The organism is Borborobacter arsenicus, from assembly GCF_003934165.1.
Taxonomy (GTDB): domain Bacteria; phylum Pseudomonadota; class Alphaproteobacteria; order Rhizobiales; family Rhizobiaceae; genus Pseudaminobacter; species Pseudaminobacter arsenicus.
In genome coordinates, this window is record NZ_RKST01000007.1 from 238,265 (window position 1) to 253,497 (window position 15,233).

Sequence of the window (15,233 nt, forward strand, 5' to 3'; positions counted from 1 at the left end):
AGATCTGATCCGCAGCAGCAGCATGTGCCCCGTCTGCGGGAGATCGAACGGGAGCTCAAGGAAAGTCAGGACCGTGAGGACGACAATCGGGAAAGGTGAGAGTTGGGGCATGACGAACGATCGGCAAGTTAATCAGCTCCTCCCCCTAAAGGTTCCGAAAATCGACCCGATGAGCTCAGCTCGATAGCGATGTTGGGATTCGTCATCATCGCTCCGCTGATCTACTTTGGCCCCCAGCTTGGCGCTGTCGAGGCCTGGTTCGTCGATATCTATCTCACGGTTGACGGCTGGGTTGCGCCAATCCGGGAGCTTTTCTTGGGTAGTGGGGCGTAGTGCCCCTGCTATACTTACGGGGCCGCCATGAGTTGTCGGCAAATGGCGCGTTGCGTGAGCGCCCGCATCTGGGCTCGAAGCGCAGCGCGTATTTCTTGTCTCCATTTAGCCCAAGGCGCGGCAGACACCGCATATTAATGGAGGCAATGGGCGCGCCTCTGCCCTCGCTGCCTTCGTAAGAAGCTTGCCGTTCGCCCAGACTATTCAGTGTCCACGGATCGTGAGCGGTTCGTTCGGGCCCATGTCACAGTGGTGCCGATGAGTGTCTTGAAATCGATCCAAGTTTCCGCGTGCCCCTACCCGGGGGAGACCCGTACCCATGGGAGATTAAGCCTTCTTGCGGCCACGCTTTACAGGCGCAGGCGTGCCCTGCTTTTGGCCGAGCCCCATTTCCTTGGCGAGTGCTGAGCGCGCGGCAGAGTAACCAGGCGCTACCATCGGGTAGTCGGCCGGGAGGTTCCATTTCGCGCGGTATTCGTCAGGGGTTATTCCGTGGTGCGTCGCCAAGTGCCGCTTGAGCGACTTGAACTTCTTCCCGTCATCAAGGCAGACAATATAGTCGCTATGAACTGACCGCTTCGGATTGACGGCAGGCTTTGGCGCCTCTTCGGATGAGGTCGATGCGACTGACTTCAGGCCAGAAAGCGTCTGATGGACCTGGGCGATCAGGGACGGCAACTCACCAACCGGGACCGGATTGTTGGCGACATAGGCTGATATGATATCGGCGGTCAGCTCGATTATCTCGTCGTTGCCACTGTTTTCGATAGCATCGGCCATTGTGGTTGTCGATCCTTGCGTTACCCCGTGGCGCGACTGGTATAGATATTTGTTTTACAATGCAAATATCTGCATCGGACGGCGGAACGGCATGCACCCGGCCAGAGGTAAAGCGATCTGCTTGGCAACTCGGCCGACATGCCTCGGCCAACCTGCCGGCAACTTGTGCGCCTTAATCGCGTTTGATTTGTCACTGGCTGCTTGGTGTTACTGATGAAAAATCTTTTTGGCTTTGTGCTGGGGCTCGTGACCCTCACTTTGATGGCGGGTTGCGCGGTCCTCTTGCGATCCCAGGAACAGGCAACCGTCGCGATCGAAGACGGTTATGGGCCAAATCCGAAGTTGCCGCCACCCAATCCAACTTGGCTGCCAACAGTCAATATTGCTAAAGCCGATCCATGGCCCGAGGGGACTAAACCGACCGCTGCCGCCGGCTTGGCGGTCAACGAATTTGCGGGCGATCTCGATCACCCGCGATGGCTGCATGTGCTGCCGAATGGAGACATCCTGGTGGCGGAGAGCAACAAGCCGCCCAAGCCTGACCAGGGGTTCAGCATTCGCGGCTGGGTCATGGGTCTAATGCAAGGACAGGCTGGCGCAGAGGTGCCGAGCGCCAACCGCATCACCTTGCTGCGGGATCGGGACGGTGACGGAGTTGCAGAAGTTCACTCGGCATTTTTGGAAGGTCTCAATTCGCCATTCGGCATGGCGCTGCTTGACGGCAAGCTTTACGTCGCCAATACCGATGCGATCGTCGCATTTCCCTATCAGGACGGCACGACGCAGATCAAGGCGCCTGCCGAGAAGATCGCCGATCTGCCGGGCGGCCCGATCAATCATCATTGGACCAAGGACATCATTGCATCCAAGGACAGGAGTAAGCTGTTCGCTACCGTGGGATCGAACAGCAATGTTGGCGAAAACGGCATGGAAAACGAAAAGAATCGCGCCGTAGTGCTGGAGATCGATCTACAAACCCGACGGACACGGCTTTTCGCTTCGGGACTACGAAATCCGAACGGTCTTTCGTGGAACCCGGAAACCGGGGATCTTTGGGTAGCAGTCAATGAGCGTGACGAAATCGGCAGTGACCTAGTGCCGGATTATATGACTTCGGTGAAGGGAGGGGGTTTTTACGGCTGGCCCTATAGCTACTATGGCCAGCATATCGATGAGAGGGTGCAACCCCAGAAACCCGAACTCGTCGCCAGGGCGATCGTGCCGGACTACGCGCTGGGCCCCCATACAGCGTCGTTGGGCCTGACCTTCAACGAGGCCGACCTCTTTGGACCGGGATTCCGCAATGGTGCCTTTATTGGCCAGCACGGATCTTGGAACCGCGTGCCACGCAGCGGCTACAAGGTGATTTTCGTCCCCTTCGATAGGGGAAAACCGTCTGGTCCGCCGCAGGATATCCTGACCGGCTTTCTCAGTTCCGATGACAAGGCATACGGACGTCCGGTAGGCGTTGCGATTGACCGTCAAGGCGCGTTGCTCGTAGCAGACGACGTTGGCAACAAGGTGTGGCGGGTTTCGCCTTCCAGATAATTTGCGTGTTCCTTGTGAACGAGTGCGCAGTCAGGAACCAAAGGTCCATGAGATGTATTTCGTCGCCTCGACGATAGGTTACGATGGTACGCTCGTCGGCGCATGATGTTAGCATCTCTGGAAAGACTATAGCACTCAATCTTACGACGTTCGTCCATCCTCAACTGCACAAAAGAGTGGAATTCCATCTTCCTGAAGCAGGGACGGTTATTGCCTTTCATTGCATTTGAAAATGGAATCTGCCTCACATGCCATTTCCCAGAATTCGAGATCTCGGTCAAAAGTCAGGCTTTGTCGGGCCTCTACGGGCAGGGGGCTCAAATGGCCTTATCAGTCGGTTCATGGTCGGCTTGGAATGCCAGTCGTTGTTGCGAAACAGAACCGTAAGGCGGCTCTTGCGCTCGACGATGGTTGCGATGTTGGCTGCTCCGTCTTCCTTCCTGAAAATCATCTGCCCGCCAGTGGCCGAATTCGCTTCGGGAGTTGACAGTCTCGGCCGGTTTCGAATAGCGCATTCGACAAAAAAGACGAGAACTTCCGGGGCATATCAGGGTCGGCGTTTCGCCGGCGTTCTGGCAAATGACCGGCGAATTGCCTGATCCTAGCCTTCGGCAGATAGACATACTGATAGATCGTCTTGTGGCTCAGCCTTGCAGATGATCCGCCACTGATCCTCAGACGCCCTGAAATCTGTTCCGGCGACCAAGCCGTCCTTCACCCGGTCGATGACCGCCGAACAAAGGAAAGGATCACGTAACAGGTTGCGGTAACTCCGACGCCGGCCATCGGCCATCTGCTGGGCTGTAACGTGCCAGTACGTTCCGACAATTCGGGACTAGAGTCGCGCTACAATCGCGCGCCAGCCAGGTTGCGCGGAGGACCCACACGAATCGATGGGACCACCCCTTCTCGAAAATGCATAACCGTAAAACCGAGAGATTTTCAGGGTTGGATCGAAGGCTCAACAGATTTTATCAAAAGTGCATTGCTTGGGAGCTTTATCCGGTCGCCACCTCAGCAACTTTGTTCCATGCCGAAAGCGATTTCCCGTCATGTGATCGAAACGAACTTCGACAACCAGTTCAGGTCGCAAGGGCTCCCATTGGGCGCTGCGTTCGGTGTTCCAGCGGCTGGGACCTCCCGGCGCTTTTCCGGTAAAACCTGGTGGCGCGCGCAATGCTTCCAGGTTCCTTGTCAGTTCGGACCTTTCTCCCTGTGCGATTGTCGACGTAAAACCAACATGGTCGAGCTTACCTTGGTTATTGAACAAGCCAAGCAAGAGTGACCCAACCAGCCTCTTGCCAGCAAGGTAGCGAAAACCACCTACCACGCAATCAGCTGTCCGCAGACGCTTGACTTTGATCATGGCGCGCTCACCAGACCGGTAGGATTCATCCAGGCGTTTGGCGACAACCCCATCAATAGCACCTTGGCCCGATTGGTCGAGCCAGAAACTGGCGATTTCCGGGTCATTCGTGCAGCGTGAAAGCCTGAGTTCGGGACGCCTGGATGCATTGACGAAGGCTTCGAGGGAGGCTCGGCGCTCGATGAGCGGTCTGTCGAGCAAGTTGTTCCCGGAGGAATCCACCAGCATGTCAAACAGAATTAGCGAAGCCGGCATTTCAGCAGAAAGCTTGCGGATTCTGCTTTCGGCGGGATGCAGACGCATCTGTAGCGCTTCGAATGAGAATTTGCCACCGCTTTCCAGAACGATTTCACCATCCAGGGCGAATGACTGATGGTTGAGGTCACGGAGACCCGCGAAGAAGTCGACGCATACGCAGATACCGATGGGCCGCTCTTAGGGGAGGCCAAAGCCCTTGTCGGGATGGAGGCGCGGGCGTGACCTATCTCAATCTGCTTTTTGTCGTGACGGTAACCGCGGGCACAATTGCTCACTTTTTGCTTTGAATCAGTGATCGGTCGGTAAGACTCCTTCCAGTTCACTTGAACGACCCTCACCGCCCAAGGTGGAGGCGAAGATTTTTGGAGCCCTCTAATTGTCCGCGTGGGTTTCGTATCCAGGTGGCATTAGTTCAGCAGTCAAAGATCTTAGATCTTAAAACATGACACGTGCTGCAACTTCCCCTGTACAGAGCGTCAAGGTCTAGAACTTGCTTATCGCCACTGCGTTCCCAATTTTTTGGCGGCGGAAACTATATTTGTTGTCATGCGGAACTTCTGCCCAGGCGTGCGGTTGATGGTCGTACTCGAGCATTACGAGGAGACCGAAGATGCACATGATGAAAGCGTGGGGACTAGGGTATGCCGCGGCCATAGGACTGGCAGGAGGAATTCTGGCTTCGGGCCCCGCTCAGGCCGATATTTGCAGTCAGCCGGCCAAATCCCTTTCACGAGCACAGCTTCAATCCATCCTGGCCGGCGGCTGTCCGCTCCCGCAGAAGACCGATCGCGCCGGTGCGCCGACCACCAGTGTCTCGAGTGTGCCCGGGTTGCCCGGCTTCCTTGTTCCTTCCACAGACGACACAAGCGTTTCTCGCGGTACGGGAATAGGCTTGGATGGGGGAGCCCAAGACAATACCGGCGGCATCAATGCGGGGGTGGGGACGAATGCAACTTTCGGGAATGCGGCTGGTATCAACGCTGGGATAGGTACGGATGCTGCCTCCGGCAATAGCGGAGTTCTCAATGCCGGGGTCGGCGAAGGGGCCGCATCCGGAAATTCGGGCGGAATTAGCATTGGCGTCGGCGAGAATACGGCAACCAATAATACGGGCGGCGTCAGTATAGACGTGGGTGGTGAAGGGACCGGAGCCGGTAGCAACAATACACAGGGCATCGGGGTGGGAGTAGGCGGCGCTGACGGACTGGGCGTGAGCGTGGGTTCAGGGGGCTTGGCGCCAGCTTCGGCGGTTCGGAATAGGAATCTTCGAAACAAAGCAGGGTCTGTCGAGTGCCGTTGACAGACCCGCAGCCTTATGGATTTGCCGGACAGTTGCGGGATATCCCCGCCCAATTGAGTGCTAGCTTGGGAGGCGCACGTGAAAGCCTTGTTGGCCGTAATAAGCGGGTTTTTCCTGACGCTTCTGGTGTTCGGTGCCGGCGCCCTGACCACGGTCTTCTTCGTGAATGCGGAGCCAACACCGGTTCGGCACCTCGAAATGGAGACAAGTGCCTTGTGGACCAACCGGGCAGTGAAGGTGAACCCTGCTACGACTGGTCTTCAGCGGAGTGAGCCGCTTGAATTGGAGACGCGCAGCAAGCAAGACGCCGGGCGGCTGGAACTCGATACAGTGACCACAGCAGGAGTATCGTTACCCGAGGTAAGTGAGCCTCAATCCTCGCCGAATGAAGCTCATATTGATTGGTGTTTCTCGCGTTATCGGTCCTATGACCCGAGTGACGACAGCTATAAAGCGTATAGTGGAGAGAGACGCCAGTGCATTTCCCCGTATTCAGACGTTCCTGACAACACAGAAAGCTACGTTGAAGCCGCTGTTTACAATGCCCCGGCGTCAGCGGGCCCCTATGAGTATTCCGAGCATGTGCAATCGTGCTTTGACCGATATCGCTCGTACCGGCCTGAGGACAACTCCTACCAGCCTTACGGTGGAGGTCCGCGTCTGCAATGCCAATAGTTAAGCCCCTCCCGTTCTTGGAACCAAAGTTGCTTGGAGCTTCCTTCAGCAAAGGCGCTGGAAATGGCGAAATATTCGAAGGGTGACCACGTCAGCTGGAATTCGGAAGCAGGGCGGGTGACTGGGAGAATAATCAAGATCCATGAAAAGGATTTCCAGTACAAGGGCCACCCGCGCCGCGCCTCCAGGAACTCACCCCAATATGAGATCGCCAGCGATAAAACCGATCACATCGCGGCACATAAGGAAGAGACGCTGACCAAGATCGACTGATCATGCCAGGCTTTACGACCATCGGTCATTCAAACCGCTCTCTTGACGAATTTCTGAACATGTTGCGGGACGCTCGAGTGACCCTGGTGGTGGACGTCAGATCCTTTCCGAAATCGCGTACCAACCCGGTCTTCAACACCGACCGATTGCCAGGCAGCCTCGAGCAAATCCAAGTCGGCTATCGGCATATCGAAGCGTTGGGCGGGCGCCGGCCGAAGCAATCAACAGTTGACGGAACTCTCAATTCGTTCTGGAAGGTCCAGAGCTTCCACAATTATGCTGACTACGCATTGGGGGAGGCCTTCAGCGCGGCTCTTGCCGAAATCATCTGCCTTGGGCGCCGCCATCGCCCGGCCTTGATGTGCGCTGAGGCAGTTTGGTGGAGATGTCACCGCCGGATAATCACTGACTATCTGCTGCTGAACGGGTATGAGGTGGAACATCTCATGTCGCCGGGCCATAGCGAGCATGCGGTGCCCACGCCCGCTGCAGTTAGGACATCAGATGGAAAGGTGATCTACCCGTCGGAGAATATTATTCCGAGTGGCCAGGCAGCTGGCGTATGAACGATTCATAAGCTGCCGCCAGCATTTATTCTTTTCGTAATTTTCGGAGCACCTCGTCCGTCCCGACCAGCTTCTTTCCTCCACCAGGTATGGCCGTGGAGACGACGGCTGGCGGATCGCTGGCCGGAAAGCTGTCTTCAAGGCCCTCCTGAAGCTGATCTTCGAGCGTGTCGGTTTGTTCTGACCGGCCTTGCGTACGACGCGTCTTGATGTCCTCCAACGGATGCGTCATGTCGGGAGAGCTTTTGACTTCCCGCACGCACGCATAAAGCTGTTCAGTGGCAAACTCCTTCATGTCGTCGAAATCCGAACAGTCGGAGGACGACTGTTCAATCTTTTCGACCATTGCCTTTTCGAAACGATCCAGACTCTCAGGGCCACATGCTCTGCACAGCCGAAGCAAGACCTCCTGCAGCATCATCGGTCCAAAATGCTTGATCGCTTGAAGCCGGATAGCTTCCAATTCCTCATGTGAGCCCTGCTGCAACTTGGTCATGATGGCGCTCCGAGCCAGTGTGGAAGTCTCTCAACGCGCCACGCTTCTGCCAGTTCCGCCGAGATGACTGCACACGATTGTTTCCGCTTGAGACGCAATGGCTGCAACTTACTGTCTCTACAAGACGGTCGTGACGGGCCTGATTGTCGAGCAATGCCGCAAGCCACGGCGACGCTGAAAGCTTGGTGGAACAACGATCGACAGCGAGGTTCGGGCTGGAGAAGGCACGCTCTGGTCAATATACCGTCCGAAAGGATTTCAAAGCCTTCCCACCAGGAGGCCGGTGCGGACAAAATGCGGCTACTCGAGCCCGAGGCGCAGCGGGGCCGCCGAGATTCACGACGCCGCTCCTATGTTCCCCTGATCCGAAAAGCCACGATGGTTCAAAGACATATGCTCCCTTGCTGACGCGACAAGGCAAAATGAAAGCTGAACCCATGAAAAGCCCGAACGAACGGCTCTCCTGTTATCGTCACCGTGATCATAGCGACGACAATGGTCGTGATTGTGCTTGTCTGGGCGCTGGCAGGATAGCCATCCGTGCCAATAGAAGCGACGAAAACGGAATTTTCGTTTTGGGGAGAACCTATCCCTTTATTGCTGGTTAGGGAACTCCAACCGAGGTTGCGTCAATGCTGAATGAACCCTACCAATCTCCATACGAAACTATCCTCCAGGAATGTCCATTCCATGTTCCGGCCGCTGTGAGAAGCGCTGTTCTGATTTTCCTCTGCAAACGCGTCAACGGCAGAGCTATTTCGACCACTGAACTGGTCGATGAAGTGCGTGGCAGCGTATCGAAGTGCAGGCTTACCGATGAACAGATCGAGGAATATGCCGTACGCTCCGCCATCCGTGAGGAATTCGCAGTCAAGTTCGACCGCAAGAAAGACGTCAACCCACCCTGGGGCACATTCCTGATGCCCAAATAGCGCGTAAGGCGCACGACGGCACGCGAACTTCTCAAGGATTTCTCCAGGCTATTCGTCAAAACCGAGCACGCGAAGAACGCTGGTTCGTTGGAAATCAGAGTGCGCGCATTTCCGGGAACGCCTGAGCTAGCGGAGAATCAGGTTGGCAGACGCGGGCTTCCTGATGCTTGGGTTCACAATGTGAAGACTGGTACCTCGTCGCCGAATCCAAAATTAATGCCATTCGACGCACGAAGTTTTGCTCAACGCTTCGATCGAGCATCATCTCGGGCCTTGTGCCCGAGATTTTTTGTAGGAAGTCAAAATTGAATGCAGCAGACGGCCTTGCGTCATTACGCCAGGACGATTAGTCTAATCGTAATTAGTCTAATCTGCGGTGCAGCAATGTTCGTCGGACGCAGGCGTGAGCTAGCAAGGCTCGATGAAGAACTCTCACGGGGACGAGCGTCTCTTATCGTCGTTTCGGGACGGCGACGCGTCGGAAAATCACGGCTACTGCTGGAAGCGGTGCAAAATCGGCGAAAGGTGTTCTTTCAGGCCGCTCGCGTGTCGAGCGAACTCAACCTCGACGCGTTCAAAAGGCAAGTTTCAGCCTCGATCGGCCCATCGCCAGTCCTGGATGGAATCGCTGACTGGGAAGGGGTATTCCACTACGTATCGCAGCTGTCGACCAAAAATCACGGCAACGTTGTCGTGGTGATCGACGAATTCCCCTACATCACGGACAGCGACAAGAGTCTTCCATCCGTCCTTCAGAGATTTTGGGATGCGGAGATTCACAAAGGCGGAGGAATCAAACTCATCCTATGCGGGTCTTCGATCTCGCAGATGGATGAATTATTTGCCGAGCGAAATCCGCTGTACGGTCGTGCTACCATGCAGATGAACGTCAAACCGCTTCCTCTGAGGGATGCCGCGATGTTTTTTCCGGACTACTCAGCAGAAGATTTGGTCGTGGCACATGCCGTTTTCGGCGGCATGCCCTACTATTTGCAGCTATGCGACCACCAGGCCGATCTTCGCACGAACGTTATCAATCTTCTGCTGTCGGAAACCGGCGCGTTGGTCGATGAACCAAATACCCTGCTGCAAAGTGAGCTCCGGGATCCCGCTTTTTATTCAAGCATCCTGTCCGCAGTCGCGCAGGGATGCACCACGACCAATGAAGTCGCCGGACGGGTCGGCCGCTCCGATACACGCTCCTTGGGTCCATATCTCGAGACATTGAGACGCCTGGATTTGATTTCAGTGTCGAAGTCGATGGATGCCTCCGAGAAGGTGCGCAACCTGCGCCTTACCATCAACGATCGCCTCATCGCCTTTTGGCATTGGTTTGTGCGACCAAATCTCACGGCGATCGCCGAGGGCAATGGGTACGAAGTCTACGATAGCATCATCGCTGCGAAGCTTCCGGAATACATGGGCACCGCGTTCGAGCGCATCTGCCTTGATTACACTAAGCAATTTGCCAAGGAAATCATGGGTTCATCAACTCAGGAAGTGGGACAAATCTGGAGCGCCGACTACGATATTGACGTGAGCGGGCGATTGATCGATGGCGCGTTTTTCTACGGCGAATGCAAATGGAGATCAGCTCGTGTCGACCTTGGAATGGTCAACACTCTCAAGAAGCGCGCCGATCTGACGGAGTATGGGCGTGGGCATCCCGGCAAGCAGTTCCTCTTCTTCAGCAGGAGTGGCTTCAAACCCGAAGTCGAGGAGCTTGTTCGGTCTGATGCGTCTGTTCATTTGTTAGGATTGGATGATCTCGCCTACTATCCTTCCGCAAAACCGCAGGCCGTCCCGACCGGAGATAAACCTTGATTTCCTGAGCAGCTTTCGAGCGCAGAATTCATGAGCAGCGGTGATGCATACGATTTTTCGCTGCGACGATTCCAGTGAGCCGGGTGCGAAAGCAGTCCAGCGGATTTGACGATGTGCCTGCCGAGCTAAGTTATGAGGCTATCGTCCTCGCCTATCCAGATCGGTTTGCTGATGACGTTGTCGCCATCGCCCGCGAGCGATCCTACGACGTTCATCCATATCGAGCTGGGAGTAGGTGCGTCTCATGACATTCCTTGCGAGTGATAACCCATTGGTATCTATCGCAAGTCGCACTTCATCCTTGAACCCACCCCCGCTACACCAGAAAGTCGCATAAGATAGGTTATGGAACTTATTTGAATTGGCTTGGGCGCAACTGCTGATCGTGACTTGAGATCTTGACCGCCAACATGTCCAAACAGATGCGGAGTCGCTCGATCACGGTAAACGCGGCCGCCCCGGACCGACCGCAATCGACCCTTTCCTCAACGGGAAGTCGGAAGAGTTGGTCGACCGCATGTCGAAACGAACCCGTTGGAAAGCGTGGGCACCGCAGGACATCGCCGCCTCTGTCTCCTTCCTTGCTGGACTCGACGGTGCTTGGATAAACGGTCAGGCGCCACTGTCGGCACTATCTGAAGGCGCCACCGCTTGCACGTAAGCGTTTTGTGCCATGATGACAAAATCCATGATGATGTTTGCCTAATTAGAACTGCGGTTTCCCAATAATCAGAACTGTAACCGGGTAGCTCGAGTCATTAAGGGTTTTCATACATGATTATATGTGGAAGTTATTCTAATTGTTAGCGAATCAGGTCACTCGTATTACGATATTTCTTAATAATTACTCGTATTACGATATTCATAATTGTTGACAATATTAAGTATGCAGCGCCACTATTTCAAACGCCATGCCAACATGGCCATAAGGAGGACGACCGCGGTACAGCTAGGGCACTGATCTGATGGAGAAAAGTTATGGCAATCGACTTCACGTTGAGTAGTGAACAGAACGCCCTCAGGAAGACGGCGCGTGAGTTCGCTCAAGGTATCCTCAAGCCTATCGCGATAAAGGCGGATGCCGAGCCTGACCCACAAAAAGCCTTCGCTATGATGAAGCCTGCATATATGGAGGCACATAAACTTGGCCTGACTTTCGGATTCATTCCAAAGGAATATGGTGGCGCAGGAATCAGCAATGTCGATCTCCAGATTGTTGCAGAAGAGATCTGCGCGGTGGACCCGGGTTTCGGGTGCATTCTGCTCGTCAATGGGCTCGCGCTGCTACCATTGGTCTGGTTCGGCACGGAAGAACAAAAGAAAAAGTGGTTGATCGAGGCCACCAGCGATCAGTCAGGCGAATATATTGCTGGGTTCAATGTTAGCGAGTCGGCGGGAACCGCAAACTTCGATCACCCTAGCGCATATCCGTCAGGCCTGCAGATGACTGCAGAGCATGACAAGGGGAGAGGCGAATATGTGCTCAATGGATCCAAGTACTGGCCGAGCAGTTCGGGCGGATGGGATCTCATGGGCGCGAACGTCAACATGTTCGTCGTGCGGACGGATCGTCACAAGGGTGGCAAGGAGGGCTTGAGCGCCATATTAGTGCCGCGGGGCACACCAGGCATGAGGTTCAAGGCACCAATTGACAAGGTCGGTCATAGGACCAACCAGAACAACTGGATTGAGTGCGACAACTGCCGAGTTCCCGAGGAAAACGTGTTTGCAGTAGGTGACGGCGACCTGATCATCTCGAAAGCTTTCACATGGTCCGGCCCTGTTGCGGGCATTGCTGCCGTGGGGGTGGCGCGCTCCGCATATGAATGGACCATGGAATGGGCCAAAACCTACACCGCTGCCGGCGACAAGCCTATCATTAACCACCAGGTCGTCGGCTACATGTTGGGCGATATCGCCACGCGGATCGAAGCCAGCCGCTATCTTTGCTGGAAGGCGGCACACTATCTCGACATGTATCAGGCAGAGGGGCAGGCATTCGGCGCGATGGCCAAGGTGTTTTCCTGCGAACTTCTTTTCGACACTGTCTACAAATGCATGCAGGTCGCCGGAGTGAACTCGCTGAACAAGGAATATCCGCTGGAGAGGTATTTGCGCGAAGCTGCCGTTCTTCCGATATACGACGCCGGAACGATTGGTATGCAGCGTCGAAAAATCTGGGGTGTCATGGCGGACCCAGATTTTGATACCAATGCCTTCAGAGATTGTGAACCCGTTAAGTTCATGAAATCCATGGAAGGACGGTAAAAGCCGACTCTTGACGCATTGATTATTCCGTCGACACAGAATTGGCGACAGATTGTGTAGCTGGAGATGCGCAAGAACCGGACGAAACTGGTCTGAGTGAGATCAGTGTTGGCAAGTTCTTGCGCATCGCATCTTTCAAATTGTGCCTTGCAACTGCGGTGACGTTGCCCGCAGTTTTTATCCAGTTGTGAGTTCGTATCTGGCGTTGGTCCTGCCCCGCTGGGCGGGCGAGGCGACGGTGGCGTACGTGGAGCCTTTCACCGGGCGCAGCGCACGCCACCGTCGCGGATTAAATGTGCTGGCGAACTCGTCTGTTGTCCACCATCCGATCTGGGAATGCGGACGTGGGCTATTGTAGTCGGTGCGCCATATGGCGATCGACACGCGCGCCTGACCATAGACTATAGGCGGGCTGACACCTCCTCTTCCAGCCTGGTTTCTCGTGAGCTTCAGGATAAGAGAGTTGCATGCTGACGAGTATGTCGAGCCCTCTAGGAACAGGCCCCTTCATTGCGGATGATGCCTCACAGCGTCGCTAATCAGATTTCCCGCAATCGAAAATCACTGTAGCGCAAGTCATTTGGCGGCCTGCTTGTATGAATAGCGAAACGTGCATCGGGGCGCACCTGCCATTATGGTGTGTTTGCGGTCGAGTTCAATCTTGGGATCGTAGCCGTGGCAGAATGTACCGTCCCGATTGCAGGACATTAGATGCCCGATCGATCCAAGCCCCATTTCGCGATAGGTTTCTGCATATCGGCATCGAGTGACATCGAAATTGAAGGTCGTGTCAGAAGCTTCTAAAACTTCGACCTCCAGGGCACCATCTTGCGTCCAGAGATCGTAGAGCTTGATGAAGTCCGCCATGCTGGTGATGCCATCAGGTGCTAGCTTCGCGAAGTGCTTGCCTTCTGCAATCGCCGCCTTTCGGACGGCAGTGTCGAGGATGGCGCGGGCCTTTTCTTCGCCGATAACTGCGACCATCTCAGCATAAACCGGGCCAATCACTTCAGCTTGAATACGCCGTTTGGTCAGAGTTGGCAGTTCTTTCTCGTGTGTTGATGGCATTTCAGATCCTTTCGTCCGACCGACATTGCCGCGGTCAGTCGAGCCAAATTCTTACCATGCTTCTCGGCCTGATGTAGTGCCACCGGACACGTCCGGACGGTGCTGGGGCCCTTGGTGTCGGTCCAATTCTTCACATCCAAGGAGACAGATCTTCCAGTGTCGTCGATTCCCTTATGCGGCCGAAGGAATATCCGATACCTCGTCAAAAATGCCTTCAGGAAGACCGAGAGCACGAGCGATCCGGTCGCGGTAGCCCTTCTCATACCGGTGGCCAATTTCAATCATCTCGATTTCCTGCATGGAAAGACCACTGGTCACAGCCAAGTCTTCGACGGAATATCCAAGATGATCGCGGTATGCGCGGATGACATGTATGCCTTGCGAAACTGCGTTCAGCACTGCCAAGGGCAGATTATGTGTAGTCATGCATTGCTCCAAATAGGGTGTCGGCGAAATAGCGCCGTTATAACGATGGAATTGGATCGGCAGCGGCCGATGTGAAAGACGGATGCAAAGAGGCCCGAACGGGCGACATCCGAAAAATGTGCGATCGCTCTCAAAATCCGGAGCGGTGCTGAGGCTATATAACCAGCACCTTTAAAATACCCGATCATGACGTAGCCGCAAGCTATTCTTCTCGGAGACGGTGAGCAAGATTGCCGCCGGTAATCTTCACAGCATTTAGGCGATATCCATTGGCGAGGGCGATCGCAACTTTCAGGATCGCGTGACGGTCAGGTCTGCCTTTTTAGTAGCTTCATCAGTATTATGCCGTCAACTGGCCGGCGCGTGGGTGGTGGGCCTTTGGGGCTTGCGCCGGCCAGCGCGGTGTCCTTTTGGGACCTCCGCATCATCAGTATGTCACAAGCTCCAAACCGACGATATTTGGCTTTCGGGGGGGGGCACCATTCGACAAACAAAAGGTCGATAACCGCCTCGGCTCCGTGTCTGGCTTGCTTGCGAGCAGCCACTGTGTTTGAGCTTTTGCAGTGCGGCATAGGCCAGGGAAGGACTGTCGCGGCACCATTTCGCTCAAACGGGCATTGGGTTGTGCACGAGATACTTCTCAACCTTCTGTTTGCGAATGAGCTGAAAACGCAGTGCATGACCCAAAGAACTCTTCCAGGCCCGCCGGTTTCCTTTCCGCCGATCGGACATTGTATCCTGGGGTCGGATGTATGTGCTGGCCAGTTTCCGCAATCGGTTCGGCAAATATTTTTCGGCCGGTTCGACCGCAAGAGTTTTGGATTTTTTGCATGCGTGGCTAACGACACTCGCAGAATGGTACGTTTCCTTGGCACTGTCTTGCCGCGATCTGCCACCAATGCAGTTGGCCGCTCCTACTATTGTTTTTCTCGTCAACGAGCGGCCTAGGGCTAAGTCGCCTCAGGATAATCCGATTAATTCAAGCGTGTGTCGCGCGATCATCTGTGTGATTTTTCGTGGAATGAGGACCCTGTTTGAGGGGTGATTTTCGTCCAAACGGGACCCCTTAACGTGGGGTCATCAAAATGCCTCCGGTTTCATCGGAGGCATTTGCGTTTTG

Annotated in this window: 10 protein-coding genes and 5 pseudogenes; 9 read left to right on the forward strand and 6 right to left on the reverse strand. The window is 55.0% G+C overall.

All coding sequences use genetic code 11. The features are described from left to right. Window positions 1-660: 660 nt before the first annotated feature. Window positions 661-1,113 carry a Ros/MucR family transcriptional regulator gene (locus tag EET67_RS13390; RefSeq protein WP_128626670.1) on the reverse strand — a complete coding sequence of 151 codons (453 nt, stop codon included), beginning with the start codon at window positions 1,111-1,113 and terminating at the stop codon, window positions 661-663. Between the two features lie 213 nt (window positions 1,114-1,326). On the opposite strand from EET67_RS13390, the gene EET67_RS13395 reads away from it, so the two are divergent. Further along, window positions 1,327-2,661, forward strand: a complete 1,335-nt coding sequence (locus EET67_RS13395) for a PQQ-dependent sugar dehydrogenase (RefSeq protein WP_128626671.1) — start codon at window positions 1,327-1,329, stop codon at window positions 2,659-2,661. Between the two features lie 261 nt (window positions 2,662-2,922). Here EET67_RS13395 and EET67_RS26630 read toward each other — a convergent pair. Together EET67_RS26630 and EET67_RS13400 are read right to left on the reverse strand one after the other, a co-directional pair. Beyond that, window positions 2,923-3,478, reverse strand: a pseudogene (locus EET67_RS26630) (IS30 family transposase); the annotation flags it as partial. Between the two features lie 144 nt (window positions 3,479-3,622). Then, window positions 3,623-4,429, reverse strand: a pseudogene (locus tag EET67_RS13400) (ATP-dependent DNA ligase); the annotation flags it as partial. 1,354 nt (window positions 4,430-5,783) lie between these two features. On the opposite strand from EET67_RS13400, the pseudogene EET67_RS26635 reads away from it, so the two are divergent. The 4 genes and pseudogenes from EET67_RS26635 to EET67_RS13415 form a co-directional block, all read left to right on the forward strand. Then, window positions 5,784-6,026, forward strand: a pseudogene (locus EET67_RS26635) (BA14K family protein); the annotation flags it as partial. 135 nt (window positions 6,027-6,161) lie between these two features. Then, window positions 6,162-6,260: pseudogene (locus EET67_RS26640) on the forward strand (BA14K family protein); the annotation flags it as partial. Window positions 6,261-6,323: 63 nt separating this feature from the next. Beyond that, the gene (locus EET67_RS13410) at window positions 6,324-6,533 is read left to right on the forward strand and encodes a hypervirulence associated TUDOR domain-containing protein (protein ID WP_128626674.1); all 210 of its coding nucleotides are present in this window, start codon (window positions 6,324-6,326) and stop codon (window positions 6,531-6,533) included. A gap of 2 nt (window positions 6,534-6,535) precedes the next feature. Then, window positions 6,536-7,099: a DUF488 domain-containing protein gene (locus tag EET67_RS13415; protein ID WP_342634667.1), complete on the forward strand. Its 564-nt coding sequence runs from the start codon at window positions 6,536-6,538 to the stop codon at window positions 7,097-7,099. A gap of 25 nt (window positions 7,100-7,124) precedes the next feature. Here EET67_RS13415 and EET67_RS13420 read toward each other — a convergent pair whose 3' ends face one another. Then, a complete protein-coding gene (locus EET67_RS13420) occupies window positions 7,125-7,595 on the reverse strand; it encodes a hypothetical protein (RefSeq protein ID WP_128626676.1) in 471 nt (156 codons plus the stop codon). A 632-nt stretch (window positions 7,596-8,227) separates the two neighbouring features. Between EET67_RS13420 and EET67_RS13425 the strand changes: the two genes are divergently transcribed. The 4 genes and pseudogenes from EET67_RS13425 (at window position 8,228) to EET67_RS13435 (ending at window position 12,619) form a co-directional block, all read left to right on the forward strand. Further along, window positions 8,228-8,527, forward strand: a complete 300-nt coding sequence (locus tag EET67_RS13425) for a hypothetical protein (RefSeq protein WP_128626677.1) — start codon at window positions 8,228-8,230, stop codon at window positions 8,525-8,527. A 309-nt stretch (window positions 8,528-8,836) separates the two neighbouring features. Further along, window positions 8,837-10,351, forward strand: a complete 1,515-nt coding sequence (locus EET67_RS13430) for an ATP-binding protein (protein WP_245450906.1) — start codon at window positions 8,837-8,839, stop codon at window positions 10,349-10,351. A 389-nt stretch (window positions 10,352-10,740) separates the two neighbouring features. Next, window positions 10,741-11,012: pseudogene (locus EET67_RS26085) on the forward strand (hypothetical protein); the annotation flags it as partial. Between the two features lie 317 nt (window positions 11,013-11,329). Beyond that, complete coding sequence (locus EET67_RS13435) at window positions 11,330-12,619, forward strand: acyl-CoA dehydrogenase family protein (RefSeq protein WP_128626678.1); 1,290 nt, start codon at window positions 11,330-11,332, stop codon at window positions 12,617-12,619. A gap of 576 nt (window positions 12,620-13,195) precedes the next feature. Here the strand turns inward: EET67_RS13435 and EET67_RS13440 are convergent. Together EET67_RS13440 and EET67_RS13445 are read right to left on the reverse strand one after the other, a co-directional pair. Further along, the gene (locus EET67_RS13440) at window positions 13,196-13,687 is read right to left on the reverse strand and encodes an L-2-amino-thiazoline-4-carboxylic acid hydrolase (RefSeq protein ID WP_128626679.1); all 492 of its coding nucleotides are present in this window, start codon (window positions 13,685-13,687) and stop codon (window positions 13,196-13,198) included. A 171-nt stretch (window positions 13,688-13,858) separates the two neighbouring features. Next, window positions 13,859-14,113 (reverse strand): helix-turn-helix domain-containing protein, encoded by a 255-nt coding sequence (locus EET67_RS13445; protein WP_128626680.1) that lies wholly within the window; start codon window positions 14,111-14,113, stop codon window positions 13,859-13,861. Window positions 14,114-15,233: the final 1,120 nt, after the last annotated feature.

Coding starts and splice junctions, on each gene's coding strand:
- EET67_RS13390 (WP_128626670.1), bottom strand. CDS start 1,113: ATGGCCGATGCTATCGAAAACAGTGGCAACGACGAGATAATCGAGCTG.
- EET67_RS13395 (WP_128626671.1), top strand. CDS start 1,327: ATGAAAAATCTTTTTGGCTTTGTGCTGGGGCTCGTGACCCTCACTTTG.
- EET67_RS13410 (WP_128626674.1), top strand. CDS start 6,324: ATGGCGAAATATTCGAAGGGTGACCACGTCAGCTGGAATTCGGAAGCA.
- EET67_RS13415 (WP_342634667.1), top strand. CDS start 6,536: ATGCCAGGCTTTACGACCATCGGTCATTCAAACCGCTCTCTTGACGAA.
- EET67_RS13420 (WP_128626676.1), bottom strand. CDS start 7,595: ATGACCAAGTTGCAGCAGGGCTCACATGAGGAATTGGAAGCTATCCGG.
- EET67_RS13425 (WP_128626677.1), top strand. CDS start 8,228: ATGCTGAATGAACCCTACCAATCTCCATACGAAACTATCCTCCAGGAA.
- EET67_RS13430 (WP_245450906.1), top strand. CDS start 8,837: ATGCAGCAGACGGCCTTGCGTCATTACGCCAGGACGATTAGTCTAATC.
- EET67_RS13435 (WP_128626678.1), top strand. CDS start 11,330: ATGGCAATCGACTTCACGTTGAGTAGTGAACAGAACGCCCTCAGGAAG.
- EET67_RS13440 (WP_128626679.1), bottom strand. CDS start 13,687: ATGCCATCAACACACGAGAAAGAACTGCCAACTCTGACCAAACGGCGT.
- EET67_RS13445 (WP_128626680.1), bottom strand. CDS start 14,113: ATGACTACACATAATCTGCCCTTGGCAGTGCTGAACGCAGTTTCGCAA.